General features: G+C 33.8%; 15 protein-coding genes. 7 read left to right on the top strand and 8 right to left on the bottom strand.

Annotated features, from left to right (window positions below):
* Positions 1-196 precede the first annotated feature (196 nt).
* Positions 197-1,213: a UDP-N-acetylmuramate dehydrogenase gene (murB, locus tag UH7x_RS02790; RefSeq protein ID WP_482362197.1), complete on the bottom strand. Its 1,017-nt coding sequence runs from the start codon at positions 1,211-1,213 to the stop codon at positions 197-199.
* Positions 1,213-2,403 carry a pyridoxal phosphate-dependent aminotransferase gene (locus UH7x_RS02785; RefSeq protein ID WP_482362196.1) on the bottom strand — a complete coding sequence of 397 codons (1,191 nt, stop codon included), beginning with the start codon at positions 2,401-2,403 and terminating at the stop codon, positions 1,213-1,215. Before UH7x_RS02785 ends, murB begins: the two co-directional genes overlap by 1 nt.
* A 143-nt stretch (positions 2,404-2,546) precedes the next feature.
* On the opposite strand from UH7x_RS02785, the gene UH7x_RS02780 reads away from it, so the two are divergent.
* A complete protein-coding gene (locus UH7x_RS02780) occupies positions 2,547-3,884 on the top strand; it encodes an aspartyl protease family protein (RefSeq protein WP_482362195.1) in 1,338 nt (445 codons plus the stop codon).
* 67 nt (positions 3,885-3,951) lie between these two features.
* Here UH7x_RS02780 and UH7x_RS02775 read toward each other — a convergent pair whose 3' ends face one another.
* Positions 3,952-4,341: a DUF1573 domain-containing protein gene (locus UH7x_RS02775; RefSeq protein WP_482362194.1), complete on the bottom strand. Its 390-nt coding sequence runs from the start codon at positions 4,339-4,341 to the stop codon at positions 3,952-3,954.
* Between the two features lie 199 nt (positions 4,342-4,540).
* On the opposite strand from UH7x_RS02775, the gene UH7x_RS02770 reads away from it, so the two are divergent.
* From UH7x_RS02770 to UH7x_RS02745, 6 genes are all read left to right on the top strand, one after another.
* Positions 4,541-7,171, top strand: a complete 2,631-nt coding sequence (locus tag UH7x_RS02770) for a valine--tRNA ligase (protein ID WP_482362193.1) — start codon at positions 4,541-4,543, stop codon at positions 7,169-7,171.
* A gap of 43 nt (positions 7,172-7,214) precedes the next feature.
* On the top strand, positions 7,215-7,637 hold the full coding sequence (locus UH7x_RS02765) for a hypothetical protein (RefSeq protein ID WP_482362192.1): 423 nt from the start codon (positions 7,215-7,217) through the stop codon (positions 7,635-7,637).
* 47 nt (positions 7,638-7,684) lie between these two features.
* Positions 7,685-8,278, top strand: a complete 594-nt coding sequence (locus UH7x_RS02760; protein ID WP_482362191.1) for a hypothetical protein — start codon at positions 7,685-7,687, stop codon at positions 8,276-8,278.
* A gap of 20 nt (positions 8,279-8,298) precedes the next feature.
* On the top strand, positions 8,299-9,564 hold the full coding sequence (locus UH7x_RS02755; RefSeq protein ID WP_482362190.1) for a sterol desaturase family protein: 1,266 nt from the start codon (positions 8,299-8,301) through the stop codon (positions 9,562-9,564).
* A 96-nt stretch (positions 9,565-9,660) separates the two neighbouring features.
* On the top strand, positions 9,661-10,275 hold the full coding sequence (locus tag UH7x_RS02750; protein WP_482362189.1) for an RDD family protein: 615 nt from the start codon (positions 9,661-9,663) through the stop codon (positions 10,273-10,275).
* Positions 10,276-10,417: 142 nt separating this feature from the next.
* Positions 10,418-11,179, top strand: coding sequence for a creatininase family protein (locus tag UH7x_RS02745; protein WP_482362188.1), 762 nt, complete (start codon positions 10,418-10,420; stop codon positions 11,177-11,179).
* Positions 11,180-11,215: 36 nt separating this feature from the next.
* Here the strand turns inward: UH7x_RS02745 and UH7x_RS02740 are convergent, their stop codons facing one another.
* The 5 genes from UH7x_RS02740 to ftsH all read right to left on the bottom strand — a co-directional run bounded on the left by UH7x_RS02740 (position 11,216) and on the right by ftsH (position 15,619).
* Entirely contained in the window at positions 11,216-11,476 is a 261-nt protein-coding gene (locus tag UH7x_RS02740; RefSeq protein ID WP_482362187.1) for an acyl-CoA-binding protein, read from the bottom strand.
* Positions 11,451-12,134: a phosphatidylserine decarboxylase family protein gene (locus UH7x_RS02735; RefSeq protein WP_482362186.1), complete on the bottom strand. Its 684-nt coding sequence runs from the start codon at positions 12,132-12,134 to the stop codon at positions 11,451-11,453. Before UH7x_RS02735 ends, UH7x_RS02740 begins: the two co-directional genes overlap by 26 nt.
* Entirely contained in the window at positions 12,124-12,933 is an 810-nt protein-coding gene (locus UH7x_RS02730; RefSeq protein WP_482362185.1) for a phosphatidate cytidylyltransferase, read from the bottom strand. The genes UH7x_RS02735 and UH7x_RS02730 overlap by 11 nt, the downstream gene beginning before the upstream one ends.
* Before the next feature lies 1 nt (position 12,934).
* A complete protein-coding gene (locus UH7x_RS02725) occupies positions 12,935-13,543 on the bottom strand; it encodes an LUD domain-containing protein (protein WP_482362184.1) in 609 nt (202 codons plus the stop codon).
* Positions 13,544-13,621: 78 nt separating this feature from the next.
* A complete protein-coding gene (ftsH, locus tag UH7x_RS02720) occupies positions 13,622-15,619 on the bottom strand; it encodes an ATP-dependent zinc metalloprotease FtsH (protein ID WP_482362183.1) in 1,998 nt (665 codons plus the stop codon).
* Positions 15,620-15,627: the final 8 nt, after the last annotated feature.

Below are 15,627 nucleotides of genomic sequence, written 5' to 3'. Positions count from 1 at the left end.
GGGCTTAAAAAAAGTTTTTGTTTAAGCATCTAAATCCATAGTTCATTCCGTATATAGTTAAACGCTAATTTATAAAATTGATTGTTATAGTAGCGTTTCTCAAAAATTTAATTAGATAAATGTGCAACTGGTAATTGTACATTTAGTTTTTGGTTAGTTTGGTTTGGTATAACCCTTAAACATTAATGTTTAAGGGTTATTTTATTATATTAACTTCTGGCGATATGCTGATTCCAAATTTCCTTTTTACATCAGAAATTATTCGAAATGCCAATTCTAGTATTTCTTTTCCAGTTGCATTATCATAGTTTACTAAAACTAAAGCCTGATTTTTGTGCACTCCCGCATCTCCAAACCTTTTCCCCTTATATCCACATTGCTCAATTAGCCAACCGGCAGGAATTTTATATGTTTCATTAGAAACCTTATAAAATGGTGCTTCTGGATGCGCTTCTGAAAAGATACCAAATTCATATTTAGAAATCACTGGATTTTTAAAAAAACTACCACTATTCCCTAATACTTTTGGGTCAGGTAATTTGCTCTGTCTTATGGTAATAACAGCATTGGATATGTCTGTTGGGGTCGGATCCGTAACCTTATTACTTTCTAACTCATTTTCAATAGCTCCGTAAGAAGTATTTAATTGATGATTTTTTGTAGTTAGACTAAGAGTTATAGCGGTAATTATATATTTTCCCTTTCCTTCATTTTTAAAGAATGAATCGCGATAACCAAATTTACAATCTGACTTCGAAAATGTTTCAATTTCCTGAGTGTCAACGTTCATGGCTTCACAGCTCACAAAATTATCTTTTAATTCAACGCCATAAGCGCCTATATTTTGAATAGGGGCAGTACCTGCATTTCCTGGTATTAGAGACATGTTTTCGAGACCACCATAATTATGCTTTAATGTCCATAATACTAGTTCATGCCAATTTTCGCCGGCCGCAGCTTTTATAAGGACATTATTGTCATTTTCGGCTATAAGAGAAATGCCTTTAATATTAATATGCAATACAAGAGCATCGATAGGGCCTGTTATTAACATATTACTGCCGCCACTAATAATAAATTTCTCCGGATACTCTTTTAACTTAAGTGCTTTTCTAAGATCTTTTTCAGAGTTTATTTCTAAAAAGTATTTGGCATTAGAATTAATACCAAAAGTATTGTACTGTTTAAGAGATATATCTTGTAGAATCTTCATTAACTAATATAACTCTTTAGGGCTTCCTTTAGTATGTTGACAGCTCTTTTTAAACTTTCCTTTTCAAGTACATAAGCGATTCTAATCTGGTTTTTTCCTAATCCTGGAGTTGCATAGAAACCGCCAGCAGGTGCGACCATAACTGTTTCATTATTTACTCTAAAATCTTCCAATAACCATTGGGCAAAATCATCTGCATCTGTAATTGGTAATTCTGCAATACAATAAAAAGCACCTTTTGGTCGAGCAACTTTTACACCTTCAATTTTTTCAAGTTCTTCAATTAGTACATCTCGTCTAACAACGTATTCACTAATTACATCATCAAAATATTTTTGTGGTGTTTCTAAAGCAGCTTCGGCAGCTATTTGGGCATATGTTGGTGGTGATAGGCGAGCTTGAGCAAATTTTATAGCAGTTTTTATCACTTCTTTATTTCTTGTAACTAAGCAACCTATTCTAGCACCACACATACTGTATCGTTTAGAAACTGAGTCGATTACTATTGCATTGTTGTCCAATCCTTCTTCTTGTAATATGGAATAATGCTCAACGCCGTCGTAAGTGAACTCACGGTATACTTCATCAGCAATTAAGAAGATATCATGTTTTTTAACCAATAGGGCTAATTTTTTAATTTCTTCTTTAGTGTATAAATATCCTGTCGGATTACCAGGATTACAGATTAAAATCGCCTTCGTTTTTGTTGTAATTAGCTTTTCAAAATCTTCAATTGGAGGTAAAGCAAAATTATCTTCTAGACTAGAACTAATAGGCACCACTTTAACACCTAGTGCAGTTGAAAAACCATTGTAATTGGCATAAAAAGGCTCGGGAATGATTATTTCATCATCTGTATCAGCAATGCTTCCTATCGTAAATGATAACGCTTCTGAACCACCAGTAGTAACAATAATATCATCGGCATTAATATGTATGTCGTTTTTTGCATAATATGCCGCAATCTTTGTTCTGTACGTTTCGGAACCTTCTGTTCTGCTATATGCCAATACTTCTATTGTATTGTTTTTTACCGCATCCAAAGCTATTTGAGGTGTTTTAATATCGGGTTGACCAATATTAAGGTGTAATACATTTATCCCCTTTTTTTTTGCTTCCTCTGCAAAAGGAACCAATTTACGAATCGGTGATTGAGGCATGGAAAGCCCTTTTTTTGATATTGATGGCATTATCTAATAATTTATAACAAAAATGGGGAATCAAATGGTGGAAAGCAATAAACTTCAGTGTTATTCGTGAAATGAAAATATGTTAATTAACAATGCCTACCTGTTAATTATTAACTATCTTTAAGAGTGTAAGTGCTTTGATAATGAAACGTTTATCTATATTTATTTTGATTTTTGCTCTTTGCGCGCCACTCTTTGGTACTTCGCAGTCATTTAAATTGCCCTATGGTCAAAAGTATCAAAAGATAAAATTTCAGCTTATTAATAACTTAATTGTTTTACCTATTGAAGTTAACGGCGCTAAACTATCCTTTATTTTAGATACAGGAGTTAGAAAGCCAATTCTATTTAATTTAAACGATCATGACCCGGTTCATTTAAATAATGTTTCAGAAATAACCATTCGAGGCTTGGGTGAGGGAGAGCCCATAAAGGCTCTTAGTTCAAAGAGGAATTCTTTTAAATTAAATGCTATTGAAAATAATAATCAACAGTTGTTTATTATTTTAGATAGTGATTTAAACTTTTCTCCAAATTTAGGCATACCTGTTCACGGCATAATTGGGTATGATTTGTTTAAGGATTTTGTGGTAGATATTAATTACTTTTCAAAAACAATAAAATTCTATTCTCCTGAAGGATATAAGTATAAAAAAAGCAAGAAAATTGAGGTCCTACCTTTATCTATAAGAAATAGTAAAGCCTATGTTGAGGGTCAGATTACGTTAAATGATAAAAGTGATTTACCTGTTCGATTGTTAATAGATACGGGTAGTAGTGATGCGGTATGGCTTTTTAGAGATGACCTCATTGATGTTCCAGAGAAACACTATGATGACTTTTTAGGAGAAGGTTTAAACGGTAGCATTTTTGGTAAACGAACCAAAGTGAATAAAATTAATTTGGGCTCATTTGAGCTAAATGATGCTAAAACAGCTTTTCCAGACAAAGAATCTTATAATTCTATTAGCAACTTGGGTAATCGTAATGGAAGTCTAGGCGGTGAAGTATTAAAGCGCTTTAATATTGTTTTTGATTTTCCGAATCAGAAAATATCATTGAGAAAAAATAAATATTTTAAAACACCATTTCATTATAATTTGAGTGGAATTACTTTGCAGCACAATGGCTTACGTTACGTGGCTGAAAGTTTAGCTGATAATAAGGGTGTGGTGAATATTGAAGAACGTAAATTTGGCAATGTTGAAATAGTACTTGAAAATAGAACAAAAGTGAGCCTGGTTCCTGAAATTGTGGTGTCTGGTATACGGGCTGGTAGTCCGGCACATGATGCTGGTTTGCGTGAAGGTGATGTTGTTCTTGCGGTAGATGGAAAAAAAATTCATCATTATAAGTTACAAGATGTAATGTATATGCTCGATAAACAAGAGGGAAAGAAAGTTCGTGTTATGATTCAGCGTTCTAATAAAGACTTACAATTTTCTTTTACACTTAAAAAAATGTTTCAACCAATGCCTTAAAGTATATTATAATGTAAAAAGCCCCAACCATTGGTTGGGGCTTTTTTATATTTTGAAAAATTATAATTTATTTTCCAGCTGGAGCTTTAATCTCTCCTTTAATTTTTAATACTTTGGTTGGTGTATCAGCATTCGAAATAACTGTAATAGCCTTTCGGATTGGACCAACCCTATTTGTATCATATTTTACTTGAATTTCGCCTGTTTTACCTGGTAAAATCGGATCTTCTGGTTTTTTAGGAATAGTACAACCACAACTAGAACTTACTTTACTAATAATTAAAGGTGCGTTACCTGTGTTTGTAAATTCGAAAATTCGAACTCCATCAGCTCCTTTAGCGATTTCACCGTAATCAACTGTTTCGGATTTAAAATCTATTTTGGCCTTAGCCTCTTGAGCCGTAAGGGTTAATCCCATTAGGCCTACAAATAATACAAGTACTATTTTTTTCATCATTATTCAGTTTTGGGTGAATTTCAAATGTAAATCTTTTGCGATGAACGTCCAAAATTCTTTTGTTATATACTAACGTTACTTATTTTTGTTTCGTATTTATATTTCGGCCAATTGCCCGCATAATCTGATATTTTAACATATCATTGACAACGGGTTTTTTTTAACGCCGTATTTCATTAACCAATAACCGTTCCAAAAAATGGAAATTCCGTCAAAATATATCCCAAATCAGGTAGAGAACCGTTGGTACGAATATTGGATGCAAAATGGGTATTTTCATTCAGAGCCAGATGATCGTGAACCATTCACAATTGTTATTCCTCCACCAAATGTTACCGGTGTGCTTCATATGGGGCACATGCTTAATAATACACTACAAGATGTTTTAACCCGTAGGGCGCGTCTTATGGGTAAAAATGCCTGTTGGGTGCCTGGTACAGACCATGCTTCTATTGCTACCGAAGCTAAGGTAGTTGCTCGTTTAAAAGAGCAAGGTATTAATAAAGCTGACATTACAAGAGATGATTTTTTAAAACATGCTTGGGAGTGGAAGAATGAATATGGTGGTGTTATATTAGAACAATTAAAAAAATTAGGTTGTTCTTGTGATTGGGACCGTACTGCGTTTACCATGGATGACAATATGTCAAAATCTGTCATAAAAGTATTTATAGATTTGTTTGATAAGGGGTTGATATACAGAGGCTATCGTATGGTTAATTGGGATCCTGAGGCACAAACTACACTATCTGATGAAGAAGTTATCTATGAAGAGAAGCAAGGGTTACTTTATTATATATCCTATAAGATTGAAGGTTCTGATGAGCGTGTAATAATAGCTACTACACGTCCGGAAACTATTTTAGGTGATACAGCTATTTGTATTAACCCCAATGATGAACGTTTTAAGCATTTAAAAGGCAAGAACGTTATTGTGCCCATATCTAATAGAGTAATTCCTATTATTGAAGATGAATATGTTGATGTAGAGTTTGGAACTGGGTGTTTGAAGGTTACACCAGCTCATGATATGAATGATAAGGTTTTAGGGGAAAAGCATAACCTGGAGACCATAGATATTTTCAATGCAGATGCCACTTTAAATTCTTTCGGACTACATTACGAAGGGCAAGATAGATTTGTAGTACGTAAGGCTATTTCTAAGGAGCTAGAGGAAAAGGGTGACTTAGTTAAAACCGAAAACTATATTAATAAAGTTGGTACTTCTGAACGCACAAAGGCGGTTATTGAACCTAGATTATCAGATCAATGGTTCTTGAAGATGGACGATTTGGTAAAACCTGCAATTAAAGGGGTTTTAGATTCTGATGATATTCAGTTTTTTCCAAAGAAATTTGAGAATATGTATCGTCATTGGATGACGAATGTTCGTGATTGGAATATTTCACGTCAATTGTGGTGGGGACAAAGAATTCCTGCATACTTCTATGGCGATGGACAAAATGATTTTGTTGTTGCAGAGAATATTGAAGATGCTTTAAAATTGGCAAAAGATAAATCTGGGAATAAAACATTAGTTGCAGACAACCTGCGACAAGATGAAGATGTGGTAGATACTTGGTTTTCTTCTTGGTTATGGCCTATGACTGTTTTTAACGGAATTTTGGAGCCTGATAATAAAGATATTAATTACTATTATCCTACCAGTGATTTAGTAACAGCACCAGATATTATTTTCTTTTGGGTAGCTCGTATGATTATTTCTGGTTATGAATATAGAGATGAACGACCTTTTAAGAACGTCTATTTTACAGGTATTGTTCGCGATAAGCAGCGTAGAAAAATGTCTAAATCATTAGGGAATTCTCCTGATGCATTAAAATTGATAGAAGATTACGGAGCAGATGGTGTTCGTGTAGGTCTACTGTTAAGTTCTGCTGCAGGAAATGATTTAATGTTTGATGAAGATTTGTGTCAACAGGGTAAAAACTTTTCAAATAAAATTTGGAATGGTTTCCGATTGGTTGAGGGGTGGGAGGTAGCTGATATTCCACAGCCAAAATCTGCTAAATTGGGAATCAAATGGTATAATGCCAAGTTCCAACAAACTTTGGTTGAAATTGAAGATCATTTTAGCAAATTTAGAATATCAGATGCCTTAATGGCAACTTATAAATTAGTTTGGGATGATTATAGTTCTTGGCTTTTGGAAATTGTAAAACCAGCTTACCAACAACCAATAGATAAAGTAACTTATAATGCGGTAATTAAAATTTTAGAACAGAATTTAAAATTATTGCATCCATTTATGCCATTTCTAACAGAAGAGATTTGGCAGCATATAGCGAAACGAACCCTTGAAGAAGCATTAATAGTTTCCGAATGGCCAACAATTACATCAGTTGATAATGAATTGATAAGAGATTTTGAATTTGCTGCTGAGGTTGTCTCTGGTATTAGAAACATTCGTAAAGAGAAGAATATTCCAATGAAAGAAGCTCTTGAAGTTTCTGTTTTAAATGAAGAAAAAACCTCAGATGAATGGGATGCTGTTATTTGTAAATTAACAAATACTGCTGCTATTGCTTATGTTAATGAAGCTGTAGACGGTGCACTAACTTTTAGGGTGAAAAGTAATGAGTATTTTATACCTGTAGGTGGAGCAATTGATGTGGAAGCTGAGATTCAGAAAATTCAAGAAGAATTAAAATACACCAAAGGCTTTTTGCAATCAGTCCAAAAGAAACTTTCAAACGAGCGTTTTGTAAATAATGCACCAGAACAGGTTGTGGCCATTGAAAAGAAAAAAGCAGCAGATGCTGAAGCTAAAATTGAAACATTAGAAAAGAGTTTGGCGAGTATTTCTTAATCTATTCTTTTGCTCTAGCACTGGTTGTATTTATATTTAAAATATGAATGCTGTTCGTTTATGGCTAAAAAATTTAATAGCACATCCAAAGCAACTATTTTTAATAGATGCTCTTGGTGCGGTGATTTCTGCTTTTTTTCTGGGTTTTGTATTAGTTGAGCTTAAGAATTACATAGGCTTGTCAATTAATACGCTCTATATTTTAGCAGTGATTCCATGCTTTTTTGCGGTTTATTCTTTTTGTTCATTTTATTTCTTGAAGTTTAAATGGCGTCCATTTTTACGAATAATTGGTGTTGCAAATTTGTTGTACTGTTGTTTAACAATAACCCTATTGTTTATTCATTTTGAAGCGTTAACACCATGGGCCATAGGTTATTTCTTGTTGGAGTTGATTATAGTTGTTGTTATATCGGTAATAGAGTTGATGGCTTCTAATTTTAAAACTCAGGTAGTTGAAAACTGACTTGAAGATTAAAAGATTGTTTTCTATCTTTAAAGAAACCTTTCAAAATGAAAAAGTTATTCAGATTATTTGTAGTACTATTTGCTGTAAACACTTTTGCGCAAGAAATTAAACCTGACATTCTGCCATCGGAAATTCAAATAAAAACTGCTCTGTTACCGGCGCCAGAAGCTGATAAAGCTCAGGCCATGGTTTATGGGTATAATCCCGATGGAGAATTAGTTGTATTACGAGAAGGTTCAAACAATTTAGTTTGTATAGCTGATGATCCTTCTAAAGAAGGAATAAGTGTTTCTTGTTATTCAGTAGCGTTAGAGCCTTTTATGAAAAGGGGCCGAGAATTAACAGCTGAAGGGAAAAACACCAAAGAGAAGCGCGAAATTCAAGGAGCTGAGGTTGCCTCAGGAAAATGGCAAATGCCCATTGTTCCGAGTATGTTGTATGTTTATTACGGGAGCGATGATAACTACAATAAACAAACAGGAGAGCTATCAGATGCTCAATACAGATATGTTATTTATACGCCATTTGCAACAGTGCAATCCACTGGATTACCAAGTAAACCTCATGAAAAAGGAATGCCTTGGCTAATGGATCCAGGTACTTTTAGAGCCCATATTATGGTTGGTCCGTTTAATTAATTGAATAAGATTACCTATAAATGGAAACTTATGCCACGGCATTACTTTATGCCATTCCTTTTTTTACCATATTGCTGATTGTTGAAATAGCTTATGGTTATGTTGTAAAAGATCAGAAATATAAAGTTTTCGACACGGTCTCTAGCTTAAGCTCAGGATTTACTAATATTTTAAAAGATACGCTGGGTTTAGGGTTGGTTTTAGTTTCATATCCATTTTTATTGGAGCATTTGGCTATTTTCGATTTAAAAGCTACATGGCTAGTTTGGTTAATTGCTTTCGTAGTTATTGATTTTGCAGGTTATTGGAATCATAGACTTAGCCATAAAGTAAATTTTTTTTGGAATCAACATGTAATTCATCATAGTAGTGAAGAATTCAATCTTGCCTGTGCCTTACGACAACCAATCTCCAACCTTTTGGGTTATTTTGCTCTTTTCCTTATTCCTGCAGCAATTTTTGGTGTACCCAATGAGGTAATATTAATATTAGCACCAATTCATCTTTTTGCTCAATTTTGGTATCACACGAGACATATTAATAAAATGGGATGGTTAGAGTATATAATTGTGACACCATCTCAGCATAGGGTTCATCATGCAATAAATCCAGAATATATTGATAAAAACCTAGGACAGATACTATGTGTTTGGGATCGTTGGTTTGGGACTTTTCAGAAAGAATTAGAGAATGTGCCTCCGCAATATGGGGTGTTGAAACCGGCTAGTACTTGGAATCCAGTTTTAATTAATTTTCAACATTTATTTCGTTTGATTAAAGACGCATGGCATACCAAAAGTTATTGGGATAAATTGCGTATTTGGTTTATGCCAACTGGTTGGAGACCAAGTGATTTAGTAGCTAAACATCCTATTGAAATAATTGAAGATGTATATAATTTCAAACGTTATCAAACGCCCGCTTCTTTAGCTTTGAAAGTATATGTTATTTTTCAACTAGTCTGTACTTTGTTATTATTACTTTTTATGTTTTACAACTTTTCCAATATTGAATTTGCAAATTTATTTATATTTAGTACACTTCTGTTTCTTGGGGTTTATGGCTATACAAGCCTTATGGATGGAGCCATTTTTGCTGTTTGGATAGAAGTTTTTAGGGGGATTGCTGGTTTGGTAATAATCATATTTTTAGGAGATTGGTTCGGACTGGATAATTTCCTCCCATTTGGAAGTAAAATAGTAGCTCTATACTTAATACTTACCATATTTGCTAGTATTTATTTTACATATTTCGAAAAATCTATGGAGCCTAATATGGCAGCTTAGAGTAATAGAAGCTATTTCTAGTTCCTTTGGTCGAATAATTATATGATACTTCTATTGGTGGCGTTTTAACAAAACCACTGTTAAAACCAAAGGAGTATGACACGCCAAGCGCAATTACAATTCTGTAAAGTATGTGTAAATCAGGAGAAGGATTTGAATTTAGGTATAATCTGTAGCTTAAATGGACAAACTGCTGACTTTGATAGTAGTTGTGAGTCGTATCGTGAAGATAGTAGCTTAAAGGCTAGATTATCTATAAATTCAACAGCATATGGAATTGATACACAATTGGCGACAAGGGGACAGAGATTTGTGAATTACCTAATCGACTTTATCTCTACCATGTTATTTATAATGGTGTTTAGTTTTTTCTTAGGGGTTATTTTGGCTTTAGTATCTCCAGAATCGTTATCTATTTTTGAAGGAAATAATAAACTTTTAGAATATGCGATAGGTTTTATTGCAAGCACTATTTATTATACGCTTTTGGAAGGAATCTCGGGGCAGTCTATTGGTAAGGTAATTACAAAAACTAAAGTTGTAACAGAAACTGGCCAAAAACCTAATATAGGTACTGTCTTTTTACGTACCATTTGTAGGTTTATTCCATTTGAATTTCTGTCTTTTTTTGGCACTGATCCAATTGGTTGGCACGATTCGCTATCTAAAACTAGAGTTGTATCAACCTCATTTAATATGAGCGAAAAATAGCTTTTGCATATTTATTCTGGACTGAATAGGGGAGCGGATTATTTCTCGATTTTAAACTGTCTTTGATGCTTCTTATTGCTAAATAATAATAATTTTTAATACTTTCTCATCACCGATTATTAAGTTTGTATAAAGACTTAAAATGAGACCATATATTCTAGCTGAAACAAATTGGGAGGCGTTGAAAGATGCTAAAGTGGAATTAGCTGTATTGCCTTGGGGAGCTACAGAAGCACATAATTATCATCTACCCTATGCTACTGACAATTTTCAAGCAGATTATTTAACGGCTGAATCTGCTAAACGAGCTTGGGTACAAGGTTCGAAGGTAATGGTATTGCCAACTTTGCCTTTCGGAGTTAATACTGGGCAATCAGATATTTATTTGGATATTAATTTAAATCCAAGTACACAGTTGGCTATCTTAACCGATATTGTGGAGGTGTTGAATAGACAGGGTATTTATAAGCTACTTATTTTTAATGGTCATGGAGGTAATAATTTTAAGCCCATAGTACGCGAATTAGGACTTAAGTTTCCTAAAATGTTTATCAGCTTTTGTTTTTTTCCACAGATGTTAGACAAGGATTTGTATTTCGAAGAAAAAGGTGATCATGCAGATGAAATGGAAACAAGTCTTATGCTTTATTTACGACCAGATCTTATTTTACCTAAAGATAAATGGGGAGATGGAGCATCCAAAAAATATAAAATAAAATCATTTTCAGAGGGCTGGGTGTGGGCCGAAAGAAAATGGTCGGAAATAAGCGCAGATACAGGTGTGGGAAATCCACATAAGGCAACAATTGAAAAAGGCGAAAAATTTTTCAATGCTATTTCAGAAAAATTAGCGGGCTTTATGGTAGAATTATGTGAAGCTGATCTAAATGATTTGTATGAGTAAGAAATTAAGTTGGTAAAAGACTAAATTTCTAGTGCTTCAGGCTTTTAATTCTTTCTTAACTAAAGAGATATATTCTTTCATTGCATCTTCTCTGGTCATCTTCTTTGCTTGAATTAGTGCGTTAATTTTAAATGCATTAATTAATGGTGTTTTGCCATTCGGATATTCTGAGTTATTGGTAGCTATTTTAAAATAAGCATATAACTTAAGCATTAAATCGGGTGGCAACGAACCAGTATAGTCATTAGCTAGTTCTACAGCTTCTGTGAAATTAGTATGTAAGTTCTTCTTTGTCATCCTTTGATAATGTAGTAGCAATACAGGTTTTCGCACCTATGACCTTTTGGTCTAACTTTACAGTAACTGCACAATCTAAAGGTAAGAACAAATCTACTCTTGAACCGAATTTAATAAAACCGGCATCATCTCCTTGCTGCGCATTTTGTCCTTCTTCTGCATAATTTACTATGCGTCGAGCCAATGCACCTGCAATCTGTCTGTATAAAATGTCTCCAAATTTTGGTGTATTTATAACTACTGTTGTTCGCTCATTTTCAGTGCTAGATTTTGGGTGCCAAGCTACTAAGTATTTGCCAGGATGGTATTTGGAATACTTAATAGAACCACTAGCAGGGTAGCGAGTTACGTGGACATTTGTAGGTGACATAAAGATTGATACTTGGCGACGTCTATCATTAAAATATTCAGTTTCTTCTACTTCTTCAATTACAACTACTTTGCCGTCAACTGGTGATAAAATGTCATCAAAATTTTTAATGACATTTCTATTTGGGTTTCTAAAGAATTGTAATATTAGAATCAAAACAATTAAAGCTGCTACCTGTAGTGCAATTTTAAGCCATGGAATACCAATATAATATTGAGCTAGCAATACGGTTGCTGCAACCAGAAAAAAGGTGAGTAAAATAATTTTTTGTCCCTCTTTATGAAACATTTGCAAAAATATTTAAAGTTAAATAGGCAAAAGGTGCCGCAAAAATTAAACTGTCTAATCGGTCTAGCATTCCTCCATGACCGGGCATTATTGCTCCACTGTCTTTAACACCAGCAGAACGTTTTAGCTTCGATTCTACTAAATCTCCTAAGCTTCCAAAGATAACTATTACTAAAGCAAGTGTAACCCATTGCATTGGATTTACTATTGGTTCTACACGAGCCATAAAATATGCCGTAGCTATAGCGAATACCATCCCGCCTATAGTGCCTTCCCATGTTTTTTTTGGTGATACTCTGGGGAAAAGCTTTGTTCTACCAAAAGTTCTCCCAACAAGATATGCAAAACTGTCGTTAACCCATATTAAAATGAATATGCCAATAATTAAATATTTCGCAAATTCATTATTTTTATATGGAATCATGGTTAAAAAAATACATCCTCCACCTATATAGAATAAACCAGCGATGAACTTTTCGGTTGTTGTGAAAATTTTTTCTTTTTTGGTAAACAAGTATATTAGCATGCCAATATTTACAGCAATCGTAGTAAACATTAAAATGTTAATAGGCACTTTGTTTTCCTCTTTAACGAGATAAATAAATATCCACCAAAGCACAAGATAAGCAAGGAAAATATAATACCCTTTTAGGCCGACAAGACGTTTGTATTCATAAATACATGCTAGCCCAAATATCATGAACAGGAAATCAAAAGCATCGGAGCTTAAAAAAACTGCAGATAATAAAAGAACAATATATATGACCCCAGTAATGGACCGACGAAGAATTTCCTTCATATTATAAATCTTCCAGAAGTAAAAGATATAAATTTTTAGAAGAACTACCGTAAGTTAGAAAATCGTGATCGTTTTCTTCGTTTGCTTGAAAATGTTTTAATGTAGTAATATTGGTTGGAATGCTCCGACCATATTTTTTCTTAATCATTTTTAATCCCCCACCAATTGTTTCTACAAGTTGACTAGTAGTTGCAAAAACAATTACATTATCTGGTAAATCAATTAATTTGTTTTCTAAAAGTTGGTTAGAACAAACTAATATAGAACCATCTTGTGCAATTAAATGTTCGCAAGTGGTAAAGAATATTTCGCTTTTACCAGTTTTATCGGTGTAATTAATATTTTCTTTAGAAAATTTTTTCGAAAGGCGATCATCTAAGACTAAGAATGGTGCACTTTGCCAATTGTTTTCACTTACAATGTTTGTTAAAGCTTGTGAAATTTCTTTTAAAGAATCGCAATACAAAAACTTACCACCATTTTTTTTGAAATGTATTGTAAACTTTTCATCAACAGGTATATTTAGGTCGGGCATATGAGCACCCCTAGTTTGTGCAGTTTCTCTTGAAACCTTTTTTCCTCCCCCAAACAATTTATCAAACAGCCCCATTGATGTTTTAAAATTTCAATTGGTATTTTTGGTTAGTTTATACTTGAAATATAAATGTAATTATTTTTTTTCGTTTCCTTACTCTTCAGTTTTCGACTGATCAGCAACTTCATTTTCTTTTTTTGCACTAATATCCTCAGCCAAAGGATCTTCCATTTCTTCTTTTGCAAATGGACGCTTACCAAATATTTTTTCAAGATCTTCTTTAAAGATAACTTCTTTCTCCAATAGACGTTCTGCAAGAATAGTTAGCTTGTCTTCATTATCATGTAATACTTGAATAGCTCTTTGATATTGTTCTTCAATTATTTTAGAAATTTCAGCGTCTATTTTTCGAGCAGTGTCTTCACTATATGGTTTAGAATACCCAAATGAATCTTGACCTGAAGAATCGTAATATGTTATATTTCCAATTTCTTCGTTAAGCCCGTAGACTGTAACCATTGCGCGGGCTTGTTTTGTTACCTTTTCAAGGTCACTTAAAGCTCCGGTAGAGATTTGGTTGAAAATAACCTTTTCTGCTGCTCTACCACCCATTGTCGCACACATTTCGTCTAACATCTGTTCTGGTCTAACTATTAGTCGCTCTTCAGGTAAATACCACGCGGCTCCTAAAGATTGTCCTCTTGGTACAATAGTAACTTTTACTAATGGTGCAGCATGTTCTAACATCCAACTAACAGTTGCATGGCCTGCTTCATGGTAAGCTATAGTTTTCTTTTCACCAGGAGTGATAATTTTATTCTTCTTTTCTAAACCACCAACAATACGATCTACAGCGTCTAAAAAGTCTTGTTTAGTAACCGCTTTACGTTCTTTTCTAGCAGCAATTAATGCAGCTTCATTACAAACATTTGCAATATCAGCACCGGAGAAACCTGGAGTCTGACGTGCTAGGAAATCTAAATCAAGTGTTTCTGCAGTTTTTATAGGTCTTAAGTGTACTTCGAAAATTTCTTTACGCTCACGAATGTCTGGTAAGTCTACATAAATTTGTCTGTCAAATCTACCTGCACGCATTAATGCTTTGTCTAAAACATCTGCACGGTTTGTAGCAGCTAGTACAATAACATTCGTATTTGTACCAAAACCATCCATCTCGGTTAGTAATTGATTCAGCGTATTTTCACGTTCATCATTTGATCCAGTAAAATTGTTTTTACCACGAGCTCTACCGATAGCATCAATTTCATCAATAAAAATGATGGCCGGAGATTTATCTTTTGCTTGCTTAAATAAGTCACGCACACGTGAAGCACCTACACCAACAAACATTTCAACGAAATCTGAACCTGATAAAGAGAAAAAAGGAACCTTTGCTTCACCTGCAACAGCTTTAGCTAAAAGTGTTTTACCTGTTCCTGGAGGGCCAACAAGTAATGCACCCTTAGGAATTTTACCTCCTAATGAAGTATACTTATCTGGGTTTCTTAAAAACTCTACTATTTCTTCAACTTCTTCTTTAGCACCTTCTAATCCGGCAACATCTTTAAATGAAGTTCTAGTATCAGTTTTTTCATCAAAAAGTTTCGCTTTTGATTTACCAATATTGAATATCTGACCACCGGCTCCACCACCGCCACCGCCAGACATGCGGCGCATGAGGTAAATCCATATACCAATAATTAATATAAAAGGTAAAATACCTACTAATAAATCAATTAAGTAACTAGATTCTTTATCAAATTCAACAATAGTATCTAAACTGTTTTCTTTTTTGATTTCAGTTATTTCGTTTTGAAAAATCTGTAAATCACCATAATCTAGAACGTATTGTGGAACCACAGCTGTACCTAAAGAGAAAGGTTTGTCATGTACGTCTTTGTGTACATCTTTTTGTAATGCTTCTTCTGTTAAGAATACCTTAGCTTGATTCGTGTTTGTGATGATCGTGATTTTTTCAATATCACCATTTCTTAAATATTCCTGAAGCTCAGAAGTAGTTGTTGTGCGAGTGCCTGAGAAATTACCACTATTTAGAATCTGAAACCCAATAAGTAATATTGCAATTAAGCCATAGATCCACCATGAGCTAAATTTCGGTTTTTTCGGATTCGAATTATTATCTTTTGCCATTATTTTTT

It is taken from the genome of Aurantibacter sp. UH7 (assembly GCF_056839165.1).
The sequence above is the reverse complement of the archived record's forward strand: the minus strand, read 5'-3'. Positions and strand labels throughout refer to the sequence as shown.